At 38.6% G+C, this 22,061-nt stretch carries 16 protein-coding genes; 7 read left to right on the forward strand and 9 right to left on the reverse strand.

Features of this window, described 5'->3' with window-relative positions; all coding sequences use genetic code 11:
- Window positions 1–77: 77 nt before the first annotated feature.
- From AABJ44_RS14455 to AABJ44_RS14465, 3 genes are all read right to left on the reverse strand, one after another.
- Complete coding sequence (locus tag AABJ44_RS14455) at window positions 78–1,712, reverse strand: extracellular solute-binding protein (protein WP_338369728.1); 1,635 nt, start codon at window positions 1,710–1,712, stop codon at window positions 78–80.
- A gap of 106 nt (window positions 1,713–1,818) precedes the next feature.
- Entirely contained in the window at window positions 1,819–2,703 is an 885-nt protein-coding gene (locus AABJ44_RS14460) for a carbohydrate ABC transporter permease (RefSeq protein WP_074645723.1), read from the reverse strand.
- A gap of 12 nt (window positions 2,704–2,715) precedes the next feature.
- Window positions 2,716–3,687 carry an ABC transporter permease gene (locus tag AABJ44_RS14465; RefSeq protein WP_074645721.1) on the reverse strand — a complete coding sequence of 324 codons (972 nt, stop codon included), beginning with the start codon at window positions 3,685–3,687 and terminating at the stop codon, window positions 2,716–2,718.
- 243 nt (window positions 3,688–3,930) lie between these two features.
- On the opposite strand from AABJ44_RS14465, the gene AABJ44_RS14470 reads away from it, so the two are divergent.
- A complete protein-coding gene (locus tag AABJ44_RS14470; RefSeq protein ID WP_338369729.1) occupies window positions 3,931–7,302 on the forward strand; it encodes a hypothetical protein in 3,372 nt (1,123 codons plus the stop codon).
- 103 nt (window positions 7,303–7,405) lie between these two features.
- On the opposite strand, the gene AABJ44_RS14475 is transcribed toward AABJ44_RS14470, so the two are convergent.
- Window positions 7,406–9,271: a methyl-accepting chemotaxis protein gene (locus tag AABJ44_RS14475; RefSeq protein WP_338369730.1), complete on the reverse strand. Its 1,866-nt coding sequence runs from the start codon at window positions 9,269–9,271 to the stop codon at window positions 7,406–7,408.
- Window positions 9,272–9,446: 175 nt separating this feature from the next.
- Between AABJ44_RS14475 and AABJ44_RS14480 the strand changes: the two genes are divergently transcribed.
- From AABJ44_RS14480 to AABJ44_RS14490, 3 genes are all read left to right on the forward strand, one after another.
- Window positions 9,447–10,901 (forward strand): glycoside hydrolase family 30 protein, encoded by a 1,455-nt coding sequence (locus AABJ44_RS14480; RefSeq protein WP_338369731.1) that lies wholly within the window; start codon window positions 9,447–9,449, stop codon window positions 10,899–10,901.
- Between the two features lie 8 nt (window positions 10,902–10,909).
- On the forward strand, window positions 10,910–12,385 hold the full coding sequence (locus AABJ44_RS14485) for a family 16 glycosylhydrolase (RefSeq protein WP_338369732.1): 1,476 nt from the start codon (window positions 10,910–10,912) through the stop codon (window positions 12,383–12,385).
- 88 nt (window positions 12,386–12,473) lie between these two features.
- Window positions 12,474–14,366 (forward strand): EAL domain-containing protein, encoded by a 1,893-nt coding sequence (locus AABJ44_RS14490; protein ID WP_338369733.1) that lies wholly within the window; start codon window positions 12,474–12,476, stop codon window positions 14,364–14,366.
- Here AABJ44_RS14490 and AABJ44_RS14495 read toward each other — a convergent pair.
- Together AABJ44_RS14495 and AABJ44_RS14500 are read right to left on the reverse strand one after the other, a co-directional pair.
- Complete coding sequence (locus AABJ44_RS14495) at window positions 14,347–15,585, reverse strand: SGNH/GDSL hydrolase family protein (RefSeq protein ID WP_338369734.1); 1,239 nt, start codon at window positions 15,583–15,585, stop codon at window positions 14,347–14,349. The genes AABJ44_RS14490 and AABJ44_RS14495 overlap by 20 nt on opposite strands.
- A 79-nt stretch (window positions 15,586–15,664) precedes the next feature.
- On the reverse strand, window positions 15,665–16,081 hold the full coding sequence (locus AABJ44_RS14500) for an FMN-binding protein (protein ID WP_338369735.1): 417 nt from the start codon (window positions 16,079–16,081) through the stop codon (window positions 15,665–15,667).
- A 32-nt stretch (window positions 16,082–16,113) separates the two neighbouring features.
- On the opposite strand from AABJ44_RS14500, the gene AABJ44_RS14505 reads away from it, so the two are divergent.
- Window positions 16,114–17,391, forward strand: a complete 1,278-nt coding sequence (locus tag AABJ44_RS14505) for a DUF2130 domain-containing protein (RefSeq protein WP_074645707.1) — start codon at window positions 16,114–16,116, stop codon at window positions 17,389–17,391.
- Here the strand turns inward: AABJ44_RS14505 and AABJ44_RS14510 are convergent.
- A complete protein-coding gene (locus tag AABJ44_RS14510) occupies window positions 17,388–18,794 on the reverse strand; it encodes a GGDEF domain-containing protein (protein WP_338369736.1) in 1,407 nt (468 codons plus the stop codon). The genes AABJ44_RS14505 and AABJ44_RS14510 overlap by 4 nt on opposite strands.
- Before the next feature lie 115 nt (window positions 18,795–18,909).
- Entirely contained in the window at window positions 18,910–19,371 is a 462-nt protein-coding gene (locus tag AABJ44_RS14515) for a MarR family winged helix-turn-helix transcriptional regulator (protein ID WP_218141070.1), read from the reverse strand.
- Window positions 19,372–19,497: 126 nt separating this feature from the next.
- Here AABJ44_RS14515 and AABJ44_RS14520 point away from each other — a divergent pair, with 126 nt between their 5' ends.
- Window positions 19,498–20,070, forward strand: coding sequence for a hypothetical protein (locus AABJ44_RS14520; RefSeq protein WP_338369737.1), 573 nt, complete (start codon window positions 19,498–19,500; stop codon window positions 20,068–20,070).
- Window positions 20,071–20,217: 147 nt separating this feature from the next.
- Window positions 20,218–20,691: a glutathione peroxidase gene (locus tag AABJ44_RS14525; protein ID WP_074645698.1), complete on the forward strand. Its 474-nt coding sequence runs from the start codon at window positions 20,218–20,220 to the stop codon at window positions 20,689–20,691.
- Here AABJ44_RS14525 and AABJ44_RS14530 read toward each other — a convergent pair.
- A complete protein-coding gene (locus AABJ44_RS14530; protein ID WP_338369738.1) occupies window positions 20,688–21,725 on the reverse strand; it encodes a hypothetical protein in 1,038 nt (345 codons plus the stop codon). The two genes, AABJ44_RS14525 and AABJ44_RS14530, sit on opposite strands and share 4 nt — an antisense overlap.
- Window positions 21,726–22,061 lie beyond the last annotated feature (336 nt).

Consider the following 22,061-nt stretch of genomic DNA (forward strand, 5'->3'; position numbering starts at 1 on the left):
CTGGATTGGAACATCGCTTCACTCCACGCAATGACTACCGTAATTGTCATTGCGAGCGAAGCGAAGCAATCTATAATTTACATACCAAGCTTCTTCTTGTTTTCGTTCATAAGCTTAGACTGAGCGGCGATAACCTTATCAACACCCTTGTCTTTCTTATACTGGTTGAAGTCTGCAACGATCTTGTCGAACTCAGCTTCTGAACCTGCACGAATCAACTGTGGAAGAACCTTACCCCAGCGGCGCTGGATGTCTTCGTAAATCAGCTGTTCATCAGATCCAACAGGAAGTGTAAGTCCGTCGTATGCTGCATAAGAGTGTACATATGGACGTGTCCAAAGCTGTGGCTGCTCGAGAGAAGGAGCATAGTCAGCACCGAACTGTGCCTGCCAAGCTGTATCCATAAGCATCCAGTATGTGTACTGAACACCAATCTCTGTTTCCTGCTTGTTCTTGTCGTTCTTATCGAGGTCAGCAACTTCTTTTGTCAACTTTGGTACACCGTTTTCGATTGTGTATGTTTCACCTTCGATACCGAAGTTTGTATCCATCTGACCTTCTTCTGAGATGAGGTAAGAAAGGAACTGAATAGCGCGAGCTGGATCTTTACAGTTCTTTGAAATCAAAGTTACTGTCCAACCTGCAATACCACCACCAGCGAGTACTGGATCATCACCCTTTGTGTTCTTTGGACCATCTACAGCAATGTAGATAGAGTTTGGATCACGTGCATAAAGAGCGTTCTGTGGAGCCTGCATATCCCAGTTCTGATAGAGCATACAGAAGTAGCGGCCCTGAGCAGCTTTCTCTTCAATCTGGCTTCTCTTGTCTACGAATACGTCTGTAGCAAAGAGACCTTCTTCGTGAGCCTGGCGGAATGCTTTCATCCAGCGGATATACTCTGGATCATCTGTAAGACCGAGGTCTGCGTTTACGAATTTACCATCTTTTTCTGGAGCAATTGCAAGGAAGTGTGAGAGGTAACCCTGGAGCTGAGAACAACCAGTATCACCGAATTCGTTTGTTCCGAATGGAATAAGTGACTGACCATTTACTGTTGGGAACTTAGCCTTTGCAGCGCGGAGTGCACCAAGGAATCCCTCTGGAGTTGTCATGTCTGGACTTCCGATAGCTTCGTACATATCTTTACGAACAAGGAAAGTTTCGTTTGAAGTAAGTTTTCCCTGATACTTCTCGTAGTCTGTTGAAGTATAAGATGCGTTTGGATATCCGTAGATATGTCCGTTTGGCTGACGATACCAGCCAACCTTTACAGGATCTGTAACCTTCCAGAAGTATGGATCATACTTGTCTGCAAGTTCATCAAGTGAATAAAGAAGATCTGAATCGATCATCATAGGAATCTGACCTTCCCACCATCCCAAAGTAATGAGATCTGGAAGAGCGTCACCAGCGATCATAGCATTCAATTTTTCAGCTTCGTTTCCTGCAGGAACGATGAAGTTTACATCTACACCAGTTTTCTCTGTAATGTACTTAGAAACTTTTGAATCACCCCAATGGCGTGCAAACCAGCTGAAGTTAATATACCAGTCAAGCTTGATTGGCTTGTCAGCATTTGCTTTCCAACCTGGAACATCAGCAGATGCTTTAGTACCAGTTGTTTTACCAGCTTCTTTCTTGCTGCAGCCTACGAGAGACATAGCAGCAACCATAGCAAAACCTAATGCTACTACCTTTAATTTCTTCATATTTATTTTCCTCCTATAAATATTATCCAAAATGTAAGTTACCAACGCTTCGCGTTGCTTTCGATTCACGCGTACAAAATCCTGCGCCACTGCTCGGATTTTGCTGCTAACCTTTTATAGAACCAATTAACATTCCCTTTACAAAGTATTTCTGCAGGAATGGATATACACACATAATCGGGAAAGTTGTTACAACCATAGTTGCCAGACGAACCGACTGTGAGCTTACCTGCTGAGCAGAAACGCCGGCAGGCATTGCAACAACTGCTTTAGAAGCAGAAGCACTGGCTACAACACGATACAGGTAGGTTTGAATCGGCTGTAATTCAGATTTATTGATGTACATAACTCCGGCAAAATAATCGTTCCAGTGGCCTACTCCATTGAACAAAGCAATTGTTGCAATTACCGGCATAGATAAAGGGAGTATAATTTTTATAAAAATCAGCATGTCGTTTGCACCGTCGAGCTTAGCAGATTCTTCGAGTCCGGCTGGGAGGCCGCGGAAGAAAGACATGAAGATTATCATGTTATAAAAGTTGAACAAGCTTGGGATGATGTAAACCAGGAAGTTGTCGTAAAGACCAAGGTTTTTCAACGTAATGAAGTAAGGAATAAGACCGCCACCGAAGAACATTGTGATTGTTCCGATGATTGTATAAATCTTATTTCCCATAATGTGCTTTTTAGAGAAAGCGTATCCAACCATAGCTGTGAAGAAAACGCTTGTTACTGTACCAATCAGAGTTCTGAGAACTGTAATCATAAAAGCTCTGACAATTGTACTGTCCTGGAAAACTGTCTTGTAGCTCTGAAGACTGAACTTTCTTGGCCACAAGTAGATTCCGCCACGGAGAGCATCGTTTGCATCATTGAAAGAAATGATAACTGTATACCATACTGGATACACTGCAATAAAGCAGAGAAGCACCATAATGATTCCGATAATAATGTCACCAGTTGTTACTCTATTTAATCTTGAATGTGTCATTTTTTTCCTCCATTAGAACAACGATGTGTCGTTCAACTTCTTAGTAACCTGGTTAGCAATGAACAGCAGGATGAAAGCAACTACCGACTTAAACAAACCAATTGCCGAAGCATATGAATATCTCATTCCGCGCATAGCAGTCTGATATACGTAGATATCAAGTACGTTACTTCTTGGTGCATTCAAAGGATTGTTCAATACCAGAATCTGATCGAAGTTAGTATTCAAAAGTCCACCAACAGCAAGGATGAACATGATAGTTACAGTAGGAGCAATTGAAGGAAGTGTAATTGTCCAGATCTGCTTCCAGCGGCTTGCACCGTCAACCTTAGCAGCCTCATACATTTCCTGATCAATACCTGCAATAGCAGCAAGGTAGATGATTGCAGACCATCCAAGTTCCTTCCATAAATCAGAAAGAACTGTAATAGCCCAGAAATATTTAGGATAAGCAAGGAAAGCTACACTCTCTTTAAGAATACCCATATTTATGAGAAGCTCATTGAAAAGACCACCATCTCCAAGCCAGGTAGTAAGAATACCACCGAGCACAACCCATGAAAGGAAGTGTGGCATATATGTAATAGTCTGAACCGCTTTCTTAAATCTCATATTTCTAACTTCATTCAAAAGCAACGCAAAAACGATTGGCAGAGTGAAGTTAAAAACCAGTTTAAGAATACTGATTCCTAATGTGTTTGCCATAACATTGAAGAACTCTTCATCTTTGAAGAAGTTGATAAAATGCTGGAAACCACCGTTAGTAGCCCATGGTGTTGTAAAAAATTTCTTGCTGAACAAAGGAGTTGTTATAAAAAAGTTTTTCTTGAAAGCAATTAAAATTCCGTACATCGGGATGTAGTTAAAAATCAACATCCACACAATTCCAAGAAGTGCCATAAACTGAAGATATTTTTCTTCACGTAATCTTACCCAGAAGCTTTTCTTAGGGATTACCGGCAAATCATTGTTTTTCTGTTTCATGACAGTACCTCGCTTACATTTTGGAGTATAGACGCACTTATACCATATGAAAAGTTTGTAAATTTTCAGAAAGGTGTAAATATTTCGGTTTTCGGGGTGTTTTTGAGCATTTTTGTGTTGATTTCCCTGATTTCTTGCTTTAGTTTAAGATTAGTAAGAAGTTTTTTTTATAAACCTGCAGACTGAACCTTGGAGCTGGCTTAGTGAGTTCAGTCTGCGGATTTTATTTCAGGAGGATTTTAGATGAAAAAGGTAAAAGGCTGTTTCACAACATTACCAGGAGAAACTGGCCAGTTCTACAAAATTGAGAATTATGACTGCATGGATGATTTCTTTATGACAATCACAAGTGCATCTGATATATGGAATTTCTGCTGGTCACAGGGTGGAATTACAGCCGGAAGAATTGACTGCGATCATGCAGTTTTCCCTTATTACACAGCAGATAAAGTAAGTGATGCAAAATCATATACCGGTTCTTACACAGCAGTTATGGCTGGTAATGTTATCTGGGAACCTTTTGCAAGTCTTGGAGCAAGTCCTGCTATCCGTCGTCTTGCCGAAAAAAATATCACAAGAAATATCTATAAAAACGCTACCGGAACAGAAGTCTGGTTTGAAGAAATAAATGAAGATTTGCAGCTTTCTTTCCGTTATGGCTGGACTTCTTCTCCTAAATACGGCCTTGTTAAAAAAAGCGTAATTACAAATCTTTCTGATAAATCAATTTCTGTAAAAGTTCTTGATGGCTGCCGAAATATTCTTCCAGCCTGCGTAACTGCAGATTTCCAGAACAGCAACAGCGTTCTTCTCGATGCCTATAAAAAAACAGATTTAGATTCAACTTCTAAACTTGCACTCTTTGCAGTTTCTTCTATTGTTACAGATAAGGCTGAACCAAGCGAAGGTCTTTTTGCAAATGTCAGCTGGTTCAATACAGAAGATGATTTACTGCTTGCACCTGATGCTCCTGAACAGTTTGCAGAAAAAGGCAATATTGAAATAATGGATGTTGTAAAAGGAAAACGTCCTGCAGCTTATATTTGCCGTAACTTGTCTTTAAAAGACAGTGCATCATGGTATCAGGTATTCGATACACGCCTCGATGCATCAAAAATTGCAGTTCTGAAAAAAGAACTCAAAGACCGCACAAAACTCACAGCTTCACTTATAGCAGATATTGAAGACGGTAAAAAACTGATGGAAACTTATATTGCCGAAGCAGATGGTTTCCAGGAAACAGCCGAAACAATGACCTGCGTACATCACTCAGAAAACGTTATGTTCAATATTATGCGCGGTGGTTTCTTTGCTAACAGCGGAAAAATCAGCCTTACAGACTTTATTAAATTTGTTGAACAGCGCAATAAAGCTCTTGTAAAACTTGCAGAAAAAGTAACTTCTGCAATCACTGCATCAGCAGATAAAGACGGCTTTGTAAATTATGGCGAACTTGAAACTGCAGTTCAGAAAAAAATGAACCCACAGCTTTCACGCCTCTTCTATGAATACATGCCTCTTACCTTCAGCCGCCGTCACGGTGACCCAAGCCGTCCATGGAACCGCTTTAATATTCACCTGCGCGACAACGACGGAAATCCTATCCTGAACTACGAAGGAAACTGGCGCGATATCTTCCAGAATTGGGAAGCTCTTGCCTGGTCATATCCACAGTACATAAAAAATATGACTGCAAAATTCCTTAATGCAATGACAATTGAAGGATTCAACCCTTACAGAATTTCCCGCGAAGGAATCGACTGGGAAACTCCAGATCCTGATAATCCATGGGCACAGATTGGTTACTGGGGAGATCACCAGGTAATCTATCTTCAGAAGCTGCTCGAAGTTTATGCAAAACTTAATAAGGGACAGCTTGTAAGTGAACTGGGTGAAAAGATTTATGCAAGTTCAAATGTTCCTTACAGAATTAAGTCATATAAAGATATTGTTACAGATCCAAGAAATACAATTGCCTTTGATTATAAACTCAGTTCTACACTCAAAGCCTGTGCTGCAAAAGACGGTTCAGATGCAAAACTTGTAACTGCAACAGGAACTGCCGGACATGGCGAAGTTGCTATGGTAACTCTGGCAACAAAACTTCTTCAGGTTGTAATTGCTAAGATGGCAAACTTCATTCCAGGAGGCGGAATCTGGCTTAACACACAGCGCCCTGAATGGAACGATGCAAACAATGCTCTTGCAGGCTACGGACTTTCAATGGTAACTCTTTATTACCTGCACCGCTTTGTAAAATTCCTTAATGAACTTTTTGCTTCTTCAGAAGCTCAGACTTTTGTTCTGCCTTCAGCAGTTGCAGATTGTTTCAAGGGACTCGGAAAACTTTATGCAGATTCTCCTGCTAAAAAGACTGCAACAAACGCAGCTCTCCGAAAGAAGTTTGCAGATGAAGAAGGTAAGCTCTTTGAAAAGGAAAGAACTGTTCTTTACAAGAAGGGCTACGGCGCTTCAGAAAAGACTCTCAAGAAAACAGAAATTCTTGCTACCCTCAATTCAATTCTCGAACACATTAAAGCTACAATTGAATTGAACCATCGTAATGACGGACTTTATCACGCATACAACACAATGAAGATAACAGGCTTTGGCCAGGACGGTCTTGGCGGAAAAATGGAAATTGAATATCTTCAGGAAATGCTTGAAGGACAGGTAGCTGTTCTTTCTGCTGAAGTTCTCGAACCTGCTGAAGCATTGAGCGTTCTTAAAGCTCTCCGTGCAAGCCGCATGTATGAACCTCGTCAGAACTCTTATATGCTCTACCCTAACAAGGAGCTTGCTGCATTTGAAGATAAGAATGTGATTAAGAGTATTGATGTTGAAGACCTCAGAGCTTTCATTGAAAAGACAGGCGGCTCTGTTCTTTATGCAGATTGCAATGGTAAATTCCATTTCAACGGTGAGTTCCGCAATGTACGCTTCTTGCGTGAATTCTGCGAAGCTCTTCCGGCTGCTAAAAAACCAAAGGCAAAAGAAATGGCTGCCCTCGAAGCTCTTTATGAAAAGACTTTCAATCACCAGAGCTTTACAGGACGAAGCGGTACTTTCTATGCTTACGAAGGACTGGGAAGTATTTACTGGCACATGGTTTCTAAACTGCTGCTTGCTGCTCAGGAGAACACGATAGCCGCTGTGAATAAAAATGCGGAGGCCGACGTTGTAAAAGAACTCTGTGAAGCTTACTATGGGGTACGTGCCGGTATTGGGTTCAATAAGGAGGCCGAAGTGTACGGTGCTTTCCCAGCAGATCCATATTCACACACACCTTTCCAGCAGGGCGCTAAGCAGCCTGGTATGACCGGTCAGGTAAAAGAAGAGGTTCTGACACGCTGGGGCGAACTCGGTGTAGATATTGAAAACGGGCTTGCTCAGTTTAAGCCGGTAATTCTTAAGAAATCAGAATTCTTTAAGGACGGAACACTCAAGTTCACATGGTGTGGAACTCCTGTAACTTACAAGCTAACTAACGATAGTTCGTCAATTACAGTAAACGGCAAACGCCGTGACGGAACAGTTCTTACTGCTGCAGAAACTGCAGACCTCTTTGCCCGCAACGGCAAAATCAAAGAAATTATTGTAGAAGTAAACCTGTAAAATTATAGGTGAGTATCTATAAAAAATCCCCGGCATGTTGATATGTACCCCCTTTCTGTTTGTCCAGAAAAGGGGGTACATATCATGCCCGGGGATTTTTCTTTTAAATCTTAAACTTTCGAACTTCTTCTCGAAGATTATTAAAGTTCTTCTGATTATCATTTGTAAGATCGAAACACAATTCAACAGCCTTGGTTATCTGGCCTGAACCTGCCGCCATCTCATTCATTGAATCATTGATTTCACGGGTAACATCTGCAAGGTGAGCCATTTCTTCACCAATCTGTTTACCACCCGAAAGAAGAATTCCCGTATTCTCTTTAACTATATCTGAAGAAGTCTGGATTTCGCTGATAGACTGAAGAACCTGCGCACTTCCTGCATCCTGTTCGTCCATCGCATTTTTAATAACTTCTTCCTGCTGCTGAACTTTCTTTGTAAGTTCAAAAATAACTTCAAACTGATTCTGTACAGATTTTGTATTATCAGAAACGTTTTGAATGATTTCCTGAAATTCATTTAGCTGAGAACTAATTGTTTTACCCTGAGTATTAGACTGTTCTGCAAGTTTTCGAATTTCTCCGGCAACTACAGCAAATCCCTTTCCGGCGTCTCCTGCATGTGCAGCCTCAATAGCAGCATTCATAGCAAGAAGGTTTGTCTGAGAAGCAATACTCTGAACAACGTTTGATGCCTCTACAAGAGCAGCAGATTTTTCAAGAATAATCTGAGCAAGTTTTGCAGACTCATTGATTCGTTTACGACCTGTTTCTGATTCAGCACTAAGCTCATGAACAGTTGCAGTATTGTTTTCAAGAATCTGACTTACAGAACGAATATTTGCAACCATTTCTTCAACAGCGCTGGAAGATGTAGAAACTCCGGAAACCTGTGCTGTTACGCTTTCGTTCAGCTCATTTATTTTGTTAATCATGTTCTTAATGGTTGAATCACTCTTCTCTACACCATTAGCCTGATTTTCAATACGGGCTTTTACACTGTTTATATTTGCCATAATTTCTTCTATCGCTGCAGAAGTTTCAGACATGCTAGAGCTTACGTTATCAGCAGTATCTGCAGCCACAGTTACAGATTCATCAATATCTTCAATAAGTCCTTTTGTTGCATCCTTAAAAGAATTCAAATCATTGATTAAAAGACCAAACTCATCACGACTTTCTACAAGGAGAGTTTTACCTGTATAATCATTTGCCGCAACCTGACGGGTAAAATCTGTAATCATTTTTACACGACCACTCATACCTTTTGCCTGAAGCAAACTACAAATTACAATAAATGTAGCACCAATAATTCCTTCAGGGAAAACATAATGCCAGATCAAAATTGAAATAGGAAGATTCTGCAAATTCGTAACGAGAACCGGAGTTATGGTAATCATAAGAGTTCCAATTGCAGTACAGGCACTTATTAAACCGCTTCGCATAATTAACGAAAGACCTTTAAATTCTTTTCTGTAAGGAACTGAATAAAGTGATTCTTCCAAAGTCTGAAGAAAACGAATATAGAATGTAGCTGAAATTACAATTACGTTTCCAATACATGTTGTATAGAGAGGTTGTACATCAACATAAATTCCCTGTCCATGGAACGAAGTCTGTATGATTGCAGCACAAACTGCACCATTAAGAATAGCTGTTGCAAGTGTAATGTTCTGGAACAGTTTTGCTCTTTTATTTATTTTTGCTACCGAAGCAGGATTTTCAGGATTGAAGTCTCTGAATTTTCGTTTTTGTGTAAACCACCAGGTAAAGACAAAAGTCAGTACAAGAATAATTCCAATAATTCCAATTGGTGATGTCAGACCTCGTAGTGTATCGGAAAATTTAATTACTTTTAGATAAACAAAAGCAATCCAACTTGTAAAGAAAGGAACCAGATAGGTAGCCAGATAGATGATAAATAGTTTTTTAGAAAAAACTATTTCCGAAAGATTTTTGTTGCTTTTCATGCTGCAAACTCCTTTTAGTTTTATAAATATAATTATTTCATATAGTTGTTAACTATAAACCATAATCGACAGAATTGCAAATTTTGTCGATTTGACTGTAATTAGCCGAAAAATTTACACCATTCAGAAATTTATCAAACTATCATAATCATTGAGTGGTGTTTATACTAAAAACATGAAAATAGAAAAGCTATACGAAACTGCAAAAGACACAGCGGAACGCATCTGGGAACTTACACCTGAAGAGCGACTTTACGAAGGTGGCGGCTGGATTCCAACCACACTCACCCTCAAGCCTGAAGAAAACTTTCAGAAGTTCTACGGCTTCGGCGGCGCATTAACAGAATCATCTGGTTATGTCCTTTCCCGCCTCCCATCACAGATTCGTAAGCAGGCAATAGATGCTTACTATAATCCAAAGTGTGGTAATGGTTATCGTTATGCACGCATCCACATGAACTCATGTGATTTCTCTCTTGAAAACTGGGCCTGTGTTCCCGAGAAAGATGAAACACTAAAGTCTTTTTCTATGGACCGCACCGATAAATATATTTCTCCATTGGCTATGGAAGTTCAGAAAGCTGCAAGAAACGAAGGAAGTGATGTCCAGTTTCTTATGAGTCCATGGTCTCCTCCATTATGGATGAAAGACAACGGTGATATGAACCACGGCGGACACCTCCTCGACTGCTACAGGGAATTATGGGCTCAGTATTTTGTGACCTTTATTAACAAGATGGCAGAACGTGATATCAAAATCAGTTTTGTCACAATACAGAATGAACCGGCTGCTGTTCAGACCTGGGATTCCTGCGAATACTCAGCGACAGAAGAGGGAGAATTTGCAGCAAAATATCTTGGTCCTGCACTCGAAAAAGCCGGCCTCGGTGATGTAAAAATTTACATCTGGGATCATAACCGCGATCTTGCACTTGAACGTCTTGAAGAATCCCTTAAGGTTCCTGGAACAGAAAAATATGTAGCAGGCCTTGCCTTTCACTGGTACTCAGGTGATCAGTATGACAATATCAAAGAAATCGCACGCCGCTATCCGGACATTGATCTGATTTTTACAGAGGGCTGTATTGAAGGCGGTCCACGTAACGGAGCCTGGTTTACAGGTGAACGTTACGCTCACAATATCATCAACGACCTTAAAAGCGGTTGTACAAAATGGATTGACTGGAACATCGTGCTTGATATGAAGGGCGGTCCAAATCATGTAGGAAATTATTGTGATGCTCCAATTCTTGCAGATGTTGCAGACGGAACACTTCATTTCCAAAGTTCATATTATTACATTGGACACTTCAGCAGATTTATCAAACCTGGAGCTGTAAGACTTGGTTCTGACTTTTTCTCATGGATGACTCCTGCAACAGTAAGTGGTCATCTTACAGACGAAGCCGAAACCGTTGCCTTCAAGAATCCTGATGGAACAATAATTCTGATTGTTACAAACCGTACCGAAGCAGATCTTGCTTTTGAATTTAAAATTGAGACCTCCGATAAAACTGAAACTGCAAAACTTCGTGACTGGGAACAGGCACGAACAGAAGGAAGTAAAAACACAGACGGACTTTTCCTTAAATGCCCGCCACGCGCAATACAAACTTGGATTTTAAAATAGGAGTTACTATGAAAAATTTTTCAAGAAACATTATTTTAGGAACCATTACGGCTGCTTTAGTAGCAACTGTAATTTTTATGGGATGCACAGAACACAAATCAAAGGCAAGAGTTTCAAAACCTGAAACACCTGCAGGCTGGCATCTTGTATGGAGCGATGAGTTCGACGGCAAGCAGATTGATACAACTAAATGGGATTTCCAGATTGGAACCGGAAGTCAATATGGACTCGAAGGCTGGGGAAATAATGAACTTCAATATTACCGCAAGGAAAACGCTTTTGTAAAAAACGGAAATCTTGTTCTTGAAGCCCGCAAAGAAAATTATGAAGGCTGTGCTTATACTTCTGCACGACTTCGCACAGTAAAGGATGATGGAACAGAGCTTTTTACAAAGACCTATGGCCGAATTGAAGCACGAATCAAAATGCCGACAGGAAATGGTTTGTGGCCTGCTTTCTGGCTTCTTCCTGCAACAACAGATTATGGCACCTGGGCATCGTCTGGAGAGATTGATATTCTTGAAGCAAAAGGACGTCTTCCAAACCGTGTTTACGGAACAGTTCATTTTGGACAGGCTTGGCCGGGAAATAAATATACAAGCTCAATGTACAAATTCCCGAACAACGAAACAATTGCAGACTATCATGTTTACTCCCTTGAATGGGAACCAGGTGTTCTTCGCTGGCTTGTAGATGGAAATAAATATTTTGAAACTTCACAGTGGTGGTCTCTCGGAGCTGGAGCTTCTGAACCTTATGAATACCCTGCCCCATTTGATAAACCGTTCTACATTCTTTTGAACCTTGCCCTCGGTGGAAATTACGATGGCGGAGTTTCACCAGAAGATTCAAACCTTCCAGCTCAGATGCTCGTAGATTATGTTCGTGTTTATGAAAAAAATGATCCTTATGCTACAGGTGTAAAGCGACCAACACCACAGCGTGACGAAACAAATTTTAAGGAATTTGAAACAGCAGATGGCCATAACTTTATTTTTGATTCAAAACTTAATCATGTTGTTTCTGAAACTAAAAATGAAGGAATGTCTTCAAACGAAAACATGGATGTAAAAACTCACGACTGGTATTTTCTCGCTCTTTCAGATTTTGACGGAAAAGCTGTTTCATCAAAAGAAGATGACGGCCGTCGTGTGAAAATCACAAATCCTGGAAATCAGAATTACTCAGTTCAGCTGATTCAGCATCTTCCAGTTGCAAAAGGCTACTCTTATAAAATTCAGTTTGATGCAAAGGCAAGCGCTCCACGTAAAATTGCAGTTAAGCTTGGTGGTGATGCCGATAACAGCTGGTCTGTATATTCTCCTGAATATTATCCTGAGCTCGACACAACTGTAAAACACTACTCATATTTTTTCACAATGGAAAATGACACAGATGCTACAGCCCGTCTTGAGTTCAACCTTGGACTGGACTCGAACGATGTCTGGATTGGAAATGTCAGTGTAACTCAGGAAGAACTGTAATTCACAAAAAATCCTATAACAAATTTTTATTGCTTATTTAATGAGCCTCCCTCATAATAGAAGGTATGCCTTGTGAGGGAGGTTTATCATGTGGAACTACAACTTAGTAATTCCTGAACTAGTTATAATTACAACATTTCTCATTTTTTATTTTACGCAACCACGTCTGCCTATCAGGCTTCATAAATCTTTTCTTTTTATCCTTATTATTGATACATTAACAATTTTTTTTGATGTTGGTTGTGCAGCAACTCTTGAATATCTGGATAACATTCCTCTTCGTATTCTTCGAATTTCTAATGTAATTTATTTTCTGCTTTTTGTTCAGCGCATGATGTGTTTTACAATATTCACTAATATTATCCTTTCAAAAGATATTCGTTTCAGTAAACGCCGTATAATTACATATCTGCTTCCATTTATTGCAATCAACATAATAATTCTTTCTAATCTTTTTGTTGATACAATTTTCTGCATTTCTGATAAGGGTGAATACAGTAAGGGCCGTCTTTATAATCTGATTTACATCTGTGCTTTTTACTATATTGCAGTATGTATTTTTCTTACAATTCTCAACCGTAAAAAACGGACACGCGGAGAATTCATTCCTGTCATTGCTTATAACCTTGTATTGATGACTGGATATATTATGAGAATTATTTATCCGACTTATCTCTTAATGAATTTCTTTACCCTGATTTCAATAATTATAATTTATCTTTCTTTTGAAAATCCTACACTTTTTAAAGAAGAGAAAAGTGGTTCTTTTAATAAAAAAGCACTTATGTTTATGCTGAGGGAAATTAACCCAGAATGGCATCCTTTAATTCTTGGCTTTACAATTCACAATTACTCTGACCTTCGAGAGATTTACAGTTATACACAAACTGATAAAGGGCTTTCTCTAATCGGAATGTACCTTAAGCAGACCTTCCCGAAACTTCTTCCATTTTACCTTCATGATGGACGTTTTGTTTTGATTGGAAAAAATCTTGAAGATGCCGAGCTGATTCGTACTTATATTTCACAGCGTTTTGAAGCTCCATGGAAAACGGATGATGATATTGATATGTTTCTGGAAGTCTGTTTTACACAGGTAAAACCAGAAATTCTTTCCTCTGACAGAGGAGTGCTTTTTACTGCAATTCTTACTACTCTGGCAGAACTTGATCCAGATACACAGAATCACAAATATATTGATTCAAATGACATCAACAGAATCAGAACGAACATGCAGATTAAAAAGTCTGTAGAATTAAGCGTAGAACAGAACTCCATTGAACTTTTTCTGCAGCCAGTTATTGATGCAAAAACCCGTAAACTCATTGGAGCTGAATCTCTTGCTCGAATTCGAGACACAAATAATGAATATATTCCTCCGCCACTCTTTATTCCGATTGCCGAAAAGAACGGCCGCATCAATGATCTTGGAGAACAGATGTTTGAAAAGACCTGCAAGTTTATAAAAGAATATGACATTGAAGCAATGGGTCTTTCGTGGATAAATGTTAACCTTTCTCCAATTCAGTTTTTAAGACGAGACCTTGATAGAAGATTCACCGCCATCCTTCAGAAATACGATATCTCTCCGGAAAAAATCCATCTGGAAATTACAGAAGAGTCTATGATAGATTTTGATCTTCTGCAGAATCAGATGCTTAAAATGAAGGAATCGGGATTCCGCTTTGTACTTGATGATTACGGCCGTGGCTATTCTAATGTTGCACGAATGAAGAAGTGTCCGTTCATCAACGTAAAACTTGATATGGAATTTGTCTGGGATTATTTTAAGGAAAAAGATCAGATTCTTCCAACACTGGTTCAGACCATCAAGCAGATGGGCTTTACTGTTACAGCTGAAGGAATTGAAAACCAGGAGCTTGCCGACACCATGAGAGACATCGGCTGTGATTACCTCCAGGGGTTCTGTTTTTCTAAACCGCTTTCTGCAAGCGAGTTTGCTACAAAGTATACCCCATAGCAACAATTGTAAAGCCAAGTTTCTCTGAACCCGGAGCCATCTTTACCATTACAGTATGCTTCTCTGCCTTGCGTTCATCAATAATGATATTCGGTTCGCAGTTGTTCCAGCCGCCGGATTTTCCACCGTCGTAGGTTGCTACCTTGCGGCCGTCTACATAGATTTCGGCGTTTCCAAACTTTTCTGCACTTCCGCTTGCCTGAACTTTGTAAACAAAAACCAAACTCTTACAGGTGAGTTCCATTTTGAACGGAACATTTTCTGATTTTGCATTGAGCTTCTTTTTCCAGTTCTCAGGGAAGTCAGAAGTATTTGTCTTTTTAAGTGTCTGACAGTTGCGGTCGGTTTCTGTAAAATCACCACGTTCTATTTTTACGTTAGCATCTTTGTTGTCAGGGAAGATTCTCTTCATGCCGTAAAGGGCCGGCTCTTTAAAGCAGGAAGCCGGAACATGCTGTTCAGAATCCTTTGCTGCCTTATCCATCTTATCAATGAGTGCCATAAGACAATCACACATAAACTGATGACCTTCATAAGTTGGATGTGCGTAATCTGTAAGGTACTGCTCTTTTGTAAATACCTTGTCGGCAATTGCCTTATTAACAACCTCGAGCATATTTACATGAGGAATTGCATAATGATTTGAAACCGGGATTTTCTGTGCAGAAGTGTTTCCATAACTTGCTACTGCATAAATCGCAATTACTGCACATTCCGGATTAGCGAGCATTGCTGTACGCATAATTGCTTCAAAGCTTCTCTGACACAAAACATCGCCGTTATCATTTACAGCAAATTCAATTATCAGAAGATCTGGAGCTCCGCCGCAAACTTTAACAACATCCTGGTCATATCGCACGATTCCTAAAAGGGAACCGGTTCCACTGAGTCCTGCGTTATTAAAAGAAATGCTGCTTCCGTCGCCCGGTGCATATTTAGCCTTTAATGCACGGTAAAACTGATAGGCATAGCCGTCGGTAAATTTTGCCGGGCCAGCGCCTTCTGTAACAGAACCTCCTATAGCAGCGACTTTTACTTTGTCGCCGCGGCGGATTTTGGCGAGAACTGCCTTCATCCTTGCATTATTGCCTGTATTTACAATTGTATTCTCTACCATTGCCTGATAGTTTGAATCACTCAATTTGAATGGATTTGCCTGTACCATAGCTGCACTCATAATCCCCAACATCACTCCTAAAAATGCTTTTTTGATTTTCATAAAAAAACCTCGTGATAAAAAATTACCACGAGGTCTGCATATTTAGAATAAGTTGAATTTCTTAATATTTCGTTATCAGCTATTTTTTCCCGGCCAGTGCAGTACTTACACAACTGATATACACAAGGCTTCCCAGCTCCGCTCCCTTAATTGCCGGCACAACAATTTCATTCTGCTCAATCATTTTATCCAGGATAGGACGGGCAGATTCTCCATCAATTCCATCATTTTCAAGCACATCTATTTTTTTCAACTGATGATTTTCAACAGTTACGTTGAGTTTCAGATGCAGAAAGGTTGTATGTGTCTGTCCTTCGTAAGTTCCATCTGCAATCTGACTCATTTCTACTTTATAAAATGGAAGAGAAGAAGCTTCTTTAAGACGTGCTTTTTTACGGGAAATAAGATATCCCCCAGCCATAAGACAGATCAGAGCAATCAGCATTAAAATTGAGGTTCTATCCGGACCTCTTCTTCTTCGTTTATAGATATTCATAATTATGTTATAATAAAATCAGAGGTCAAAAAATGCAAGAAATTAAATGTCCAAAATGTGGTGAAGTTTTTCAGATTGATGAAGCAGGTTATGCAGAAATTGTAAAACAGGTTCGCACCCGCGAATTTAATGATGAACTGCAGCGCCAGAAATCTGCAATGGATTCAGAGAAAAAGATGGCTGTTGAACTTGCTGTTTCAAAAGCTAATTCAGAAAAAGACAATCAAATTGCAGCCCTCAAAAATCAGCTTGAAGTACGAAACAATGAACTTAACAACATGAAGGATAAATCAGCTGCTGAACTTAAGATCGCCCTTTCTCAAAAGGAACAGGAAATTACACAGCTTCGCAGCGCAATCGAAGCAAATAAATCAAAAACTGAACTGGAAGTAAGAACCGCACTCCAGGAAAAAGAAAGCCAGATTCAGGACCTCCAAAGCAAACTAAAAATTGAACAGAGCGAAGCTCAACTCCGCGAAAATGCTCTTAAAGATCAGTACACAGCACAGCTCAAAGCAAAAGACGAAACAATTGCATTTTATAAAGACTTCAAGGCAAAGGAATCTACCAAGCAGATTGGTGAAGACCTCGAACAGTTCTGTCTTGCAGAGTTCAATAAAAACCGCGCCATTGGTTTTCAGAACGCTTATTTTGAAAAAGACAACGAAGTTTCAAAATCAAGCGGCAGTAAGGGCGATTTTATTTTCCGCGACTTCAGCGGCGAAGGTGAAGATAAAATTGAATTCATCTCCATCATGTTTGAAATGAAAAATCAGGCAGATGAAACTGCAACAAAACATAAGAACGAAGACTTCTTTAAGGAACTCGATAAAGACCGCACAGAAAAAAAATGCGAATACGCTGTTTTAGTTTCCATGCTCGAAGAAGACAATGATTATTACAATACAGGAATTGTGGACGTTTCTTACAAATACCCTAAGATGTACGTTATCCGTCCTCAGTTCTTTATTCAGATAATCACAATTCTGCGCAATGCTGCTTTAAACAGTCTGGAATATAAAAGAGAAATCGCACAAATCAAAAATCAGAATATTGATATTACAAACTTTGAAAGTGACCTTAATCTGTTTAAGGATAAATTCCTGAACAATGTTGATCTTGCAATGCGCCAGCATTCTTCTGCAATAGAAGAAATTGATAAGGCAATTAAGACTCTTCAGAAAATAAAGGATTTGTTTGAGAAGTCGGATAATAATCTGCGTCTGGCAAATAATAAACTGGAAGATCTTACAATCAAAAAACTGACACGCAATAACCCGACAATGAAAAAGAAGTTCGAAGAACTCTAACGTCTTTTTCGTTCCGGATGAGCTTCGTAAAAAGCTTTTTTATCCTCATACATATTTATGTCAGCTTTTCTCATTGCATCATAAATACTCTGGCTGTCTTCTTCAACACAAAGGCCTATAGCAAAACTTACAGTTTCTGTTTCTTCTGCTACAGCCTTCATCTGGCGTGAATAATCTTCAAGCTCTGACATGCTGGTACCTCTTAAAAGCACCATAAACTCATCACCGCCAGCACGGTAAATTTCTTTATCCGGGAAAATATGTTTCAGAACTTTTGCGGCATCTTTTATCAATTTATCGCCGGCTGAATGTCCTTCATTATCATTCATCTGCTTAAGACCATTCAAATCTGCAAATACAATTCCAATGTTTTCTCTTCCGGGACGATTATCAATACTCAACTGCATTACCCGATTGTTCATTTCATTTCTGTTCAGAACGCCAGTAAGTAAATCAACAGTACTGAGAATTTTGAATTTATCGAACATCTGATAACTGGAAATTTCTGACGCAATAAAATAAGTTGTGAGCTCAAGAGTTTCTTTTATATGCAGGGTTTTATCTGTATCAAAGTTTGTTGCCCATATATATCCTAAAAGTTCAAAACCAGATTTTAATGGAAAGAGAACAAGACTTTGAACGTGAGCTTTTACCAGGGAATCATACCAGAGAGGATTCTTTTCCTTTATATATTCCATATCCTGTTCATTTTCAAAAATGAAACAGTTACTTCCTCCAATAATATCATCCCAGGTTCTGACAATTTCATAAAAATCTTCAGTAAACCAGCCTGGATTATAATCAACAAAATCTGAGGAAATATCTTCACCCAGCATTGAACATTTACTGGAAAGCCCGTCAATATTCAAAATACCACAATAAGCAGCACCACAAATTTCGCGGATATCCTTAATAACATCCTTCATCGTTTCTTTGAAATCAGAAGTTCCGCGAAGCTTTATACAGGTATTTAAAACTTCGGCTGCTATACCCTGCGAAACGTTAGACATTTTAGAAGATTCTGCTTCATGTGTAAGTTCCTGGGTATAAGTACAGTAACAGAGATTACCGTCTTCATAATCGATTGGAAGTGAAAAAAGATTGAACCAGAAATCAAAACGTTCAGGATGAACATAGGAATGCATTGGCTTTTTTAGAACCGCACTGCTATAGCAAAATAATTCAAAGTTTGTGTCTTTAGGAATATAATTCTGATATAAACTGTTGGGGATAAATTTGTTAGTGAGCATTTTAGGGGCGTCAGGAATATTTTCTATTGAGTCAATATAAGCTTTATTTCCTGCTACAAGTCTGATTTCGCCCCATTTTCCGTCTGGAAGTTTTTCAACCGATACAACACAGGTCATCGAATGAAAACCATCAACAAACTTCTGAAAATCCATTAGATATCCTCGTCCCCTCTCACTTTTAATACAACATTATAATTTTAACATACAAGGATGGATTTATCAAATTCAGATTGTCCGGTCTTACAAAATGCAGAACCGGACTATAGGGTTATTCTTCTTCCTTTTCCATCATATTATGCATTATCTGATGGAGGGTTTTGAGTAAAGGACCGGCTTTATCCATGTCTAAAATGTTCTGACACATCATCTGCTGCGGAACATTTACACATTTTTCTTTCATGCCTCTCCCCTGGTCAGTAAGCTGAATGTAAACGGTGCGTTCATCTTTTCCACCGCGAGTACGTGTAACAAGTCCCTGACCTTCCATTTTCTTAAGAAGCGGAGTAAGAGTACCAGAATCAAGAAAGAGTCTTTCTCCAAGTTCTTTGACTGTAACATTATCCTTTTCCCAGAGGCTAAGCAAAGTGATGTACGAAGTATAAGTCAGCCCAAGAGGTTCAAGCAACGGGGTATATTTTCTGATAATTTCCTTTGAGCATACATAAAGTGCAAAGCACAACTGATTATCCAATGCCAGTGCATCAAAATTCATATTTCCATTTTCACTCATAATTTTTGATTGTATACAATTAAATTGAAATAATCAAGTGACAACAGTATTTTTATTAAATCTTTGCTTGTTTTGAAGAATAATTTGTACTATGATAAATTAAGTGTTTTTAAATGGGGGATTTTTATGAAAAAAATACTTTTTGCTTTGGCTGGAGTTTGTTGTCTGCTTTTCGCTTCTTGTGCAACAACTTCTTTTGGTAATTTAAGTGAATTTCCTTTGATTGAGTCTGGTGAATTGTCTTCTGGTCGTTACATTGTTCTTGGTGAAGTTACAGGAGCAAGCAACTTATCTATGACTAATGAGGAATATGCTAAACTGATTAAAAATGAGTTTTCTCTTGAACCACAGAATGTTCAGGTAAAGTTTATTAATGATTCTGGAGATTACGGATTTATCGGTAAGCGTGCAAACATCAAGATGAATGTATTTGAACGTTCTGCAGCCCTTGCTGAATATAAGATGATTCAGACTGCAAAACATAATCAGGCTGATGCAATTGTCTTCCTTAAATCAAATACAACAGTTGAAACAAGTTATAAAACAACCTTTGTTAAAACTGTAGTTTCTGGTTATGCAGTTAAAATTAAGCCGGATTCAGGATATACAATTGAAGTTCCAGTTGAAGAAGTTCCTGCTCCAGAGGCAGAAGCTGAAACCGAAGAACCAGAAGTTACTGAAGTTACAGAATCTGAATAGTTTTCCTGAAATAATTTAATTCAGAAAAATTTTAAAGCGTTTGTTGATTAAATTGCACACAATTTAGTTGACAAACGTTTTTTTTTACGTTATATTGATTATGAAATTAGATTGTGCACAATTTATTTTGTGTTTGTGAGGTATTTTATGACTTTATACGATTTTTCTGTAAAAACAAGAGATGGAAAAGAAACCAGCCTTAAAGACTATGAAGGCAAAGTTCTTTTGATTGTAAATACTGCAACAGGCTGTGGTTTTACACCTCAGTATACAGGTTTGCAGGAATTGTATAACAAATACAAGGATAAGGGATTTGAGATTCTTGATTTCCCTTGTAATCAGTTTATGAATCAAGCTCCTGGAAGTGATGACGCAATTCACACTTTCTGTACTGGTCGCTTTGGAATCACTTTCCCTCAGTTTGCAAAAATTGATGTAAACGGAAAAAATGAAGATCCTCTCTACACATACCTTAAGAGCAAAAAGCGCGGTTTCTGTACATCAAAAATAAAATGGAATTTTACTAAATTTTTGATCTCTAAAGATGGTACTGTTTTGAAGCGTTTTGCCCCAACTGATACACCTGCAAAAATTGACGCTTACATTGCAAAGGCACTTTAATTTTTCTTAAGAGCCTTCTGCTCCAGAAAACCGACAGCCTCTTCGGCCCAGCTGAACTGGCTCATAAACTCCCCGGCAAAACTTTTAATGGCAGAAGGTTGTCCATCAAGAAAATCATAATAATCGCATTTGATAACTTCCGGATTTATTCGGAAGTTATTATATTCTGCAATAAAAAAGTTCTGAATCTCAAGTTCATTTAAAGTATGTTTAATATCTACTATCAGATTTCGGAAACTGCTTCCATAACGGGCTGAATCTGCACGCTCGCCCCACAAAACAGAAATCAATTCTTTAGTCTTTACTGAACTACCCTTTTTATAAATCAGATAGCCCATTAACTCATCACTTTTGGTGCGTGAAAACTTCACAACCTTGTTTTCATATATCAGCGTAAAATTTCCGAATGTTTTTGCTTCAAGATTCTGTTTCTGTTTTTTAAGAAACAGAAGATGTTTTTTCTCTACACGACGTTTATAAAGAGAAAGGAAGAACAAAAGTCCCACCATGATAAGAGAATTAGCATAACCACCTGCTCCAAAAGCTTTATATAAATAAGGAGTCATAACCCCAATAGTGATTACCATACCTAAAAGAAAAAGCATTGGAGAAAAAGAACAAGTACATACCGCTATAACTGCAGTCATACAAAAAACTATAAAGCCGTTAAAATATGCGCCTACAATTACTGTAAAAACTGCATTTGCAAATAAAATATACATGAGAACATAAAAAGAAATAGTTTTATTAAGATAGGATTTTTTTCGTTCCTGCTCTTTTTTCTGTTTGCTCGCAAAAAAAGCATAGGAACTTGTAATAAGCATAACTATATAATAGATAAATGAATTTATATGCTTAGATAATTCAGAATAAAATTTGATAGAATACAAACCTATACAAAATAGTGCAAACCCAAACAAACATGCACTTGCAATATGAACAATAATTCTGTTTGATTCACCAGCATCTGCCAAATCAATATAAGATATTCCATACTTTTCGTTATACTTTTCTATTAAATCTTTAATTATCATAACTGGAGTATCATTATAACATGCTTTTTAAAAAAAACATAAATTTGTGCTGATTTGGTGCTATTTTTTTTTATTTTATGTGCTGATTCTGTGCTTTCGATGTAATAAAATAGGGCCATCGACTGAAAATAAAAGGACTATTTCGGCCAGAATGACCCTGGTAATATATAGACTTGCGGAAGTCGGAGAGAGAGTTATTTATAAAAGTCTTAATAAACGAAAACCTCCTTTATCGTTTATAACCAACCTACCCGAGATCACTCACGGTCCCGGGTAATTTTTTTACACATCCACAAATTACTTATCTGAAAATCTAAATTACATGCTATAATAGTT

The organism is Treponema bryantii (genome assembly GCF_036492245.1).
Lineage (GTDB): Bacteria > Spirochaetota > Spirochaetia > Treponematales > Treponemataceae > Treponema_D > Treponema_D bryantii_C.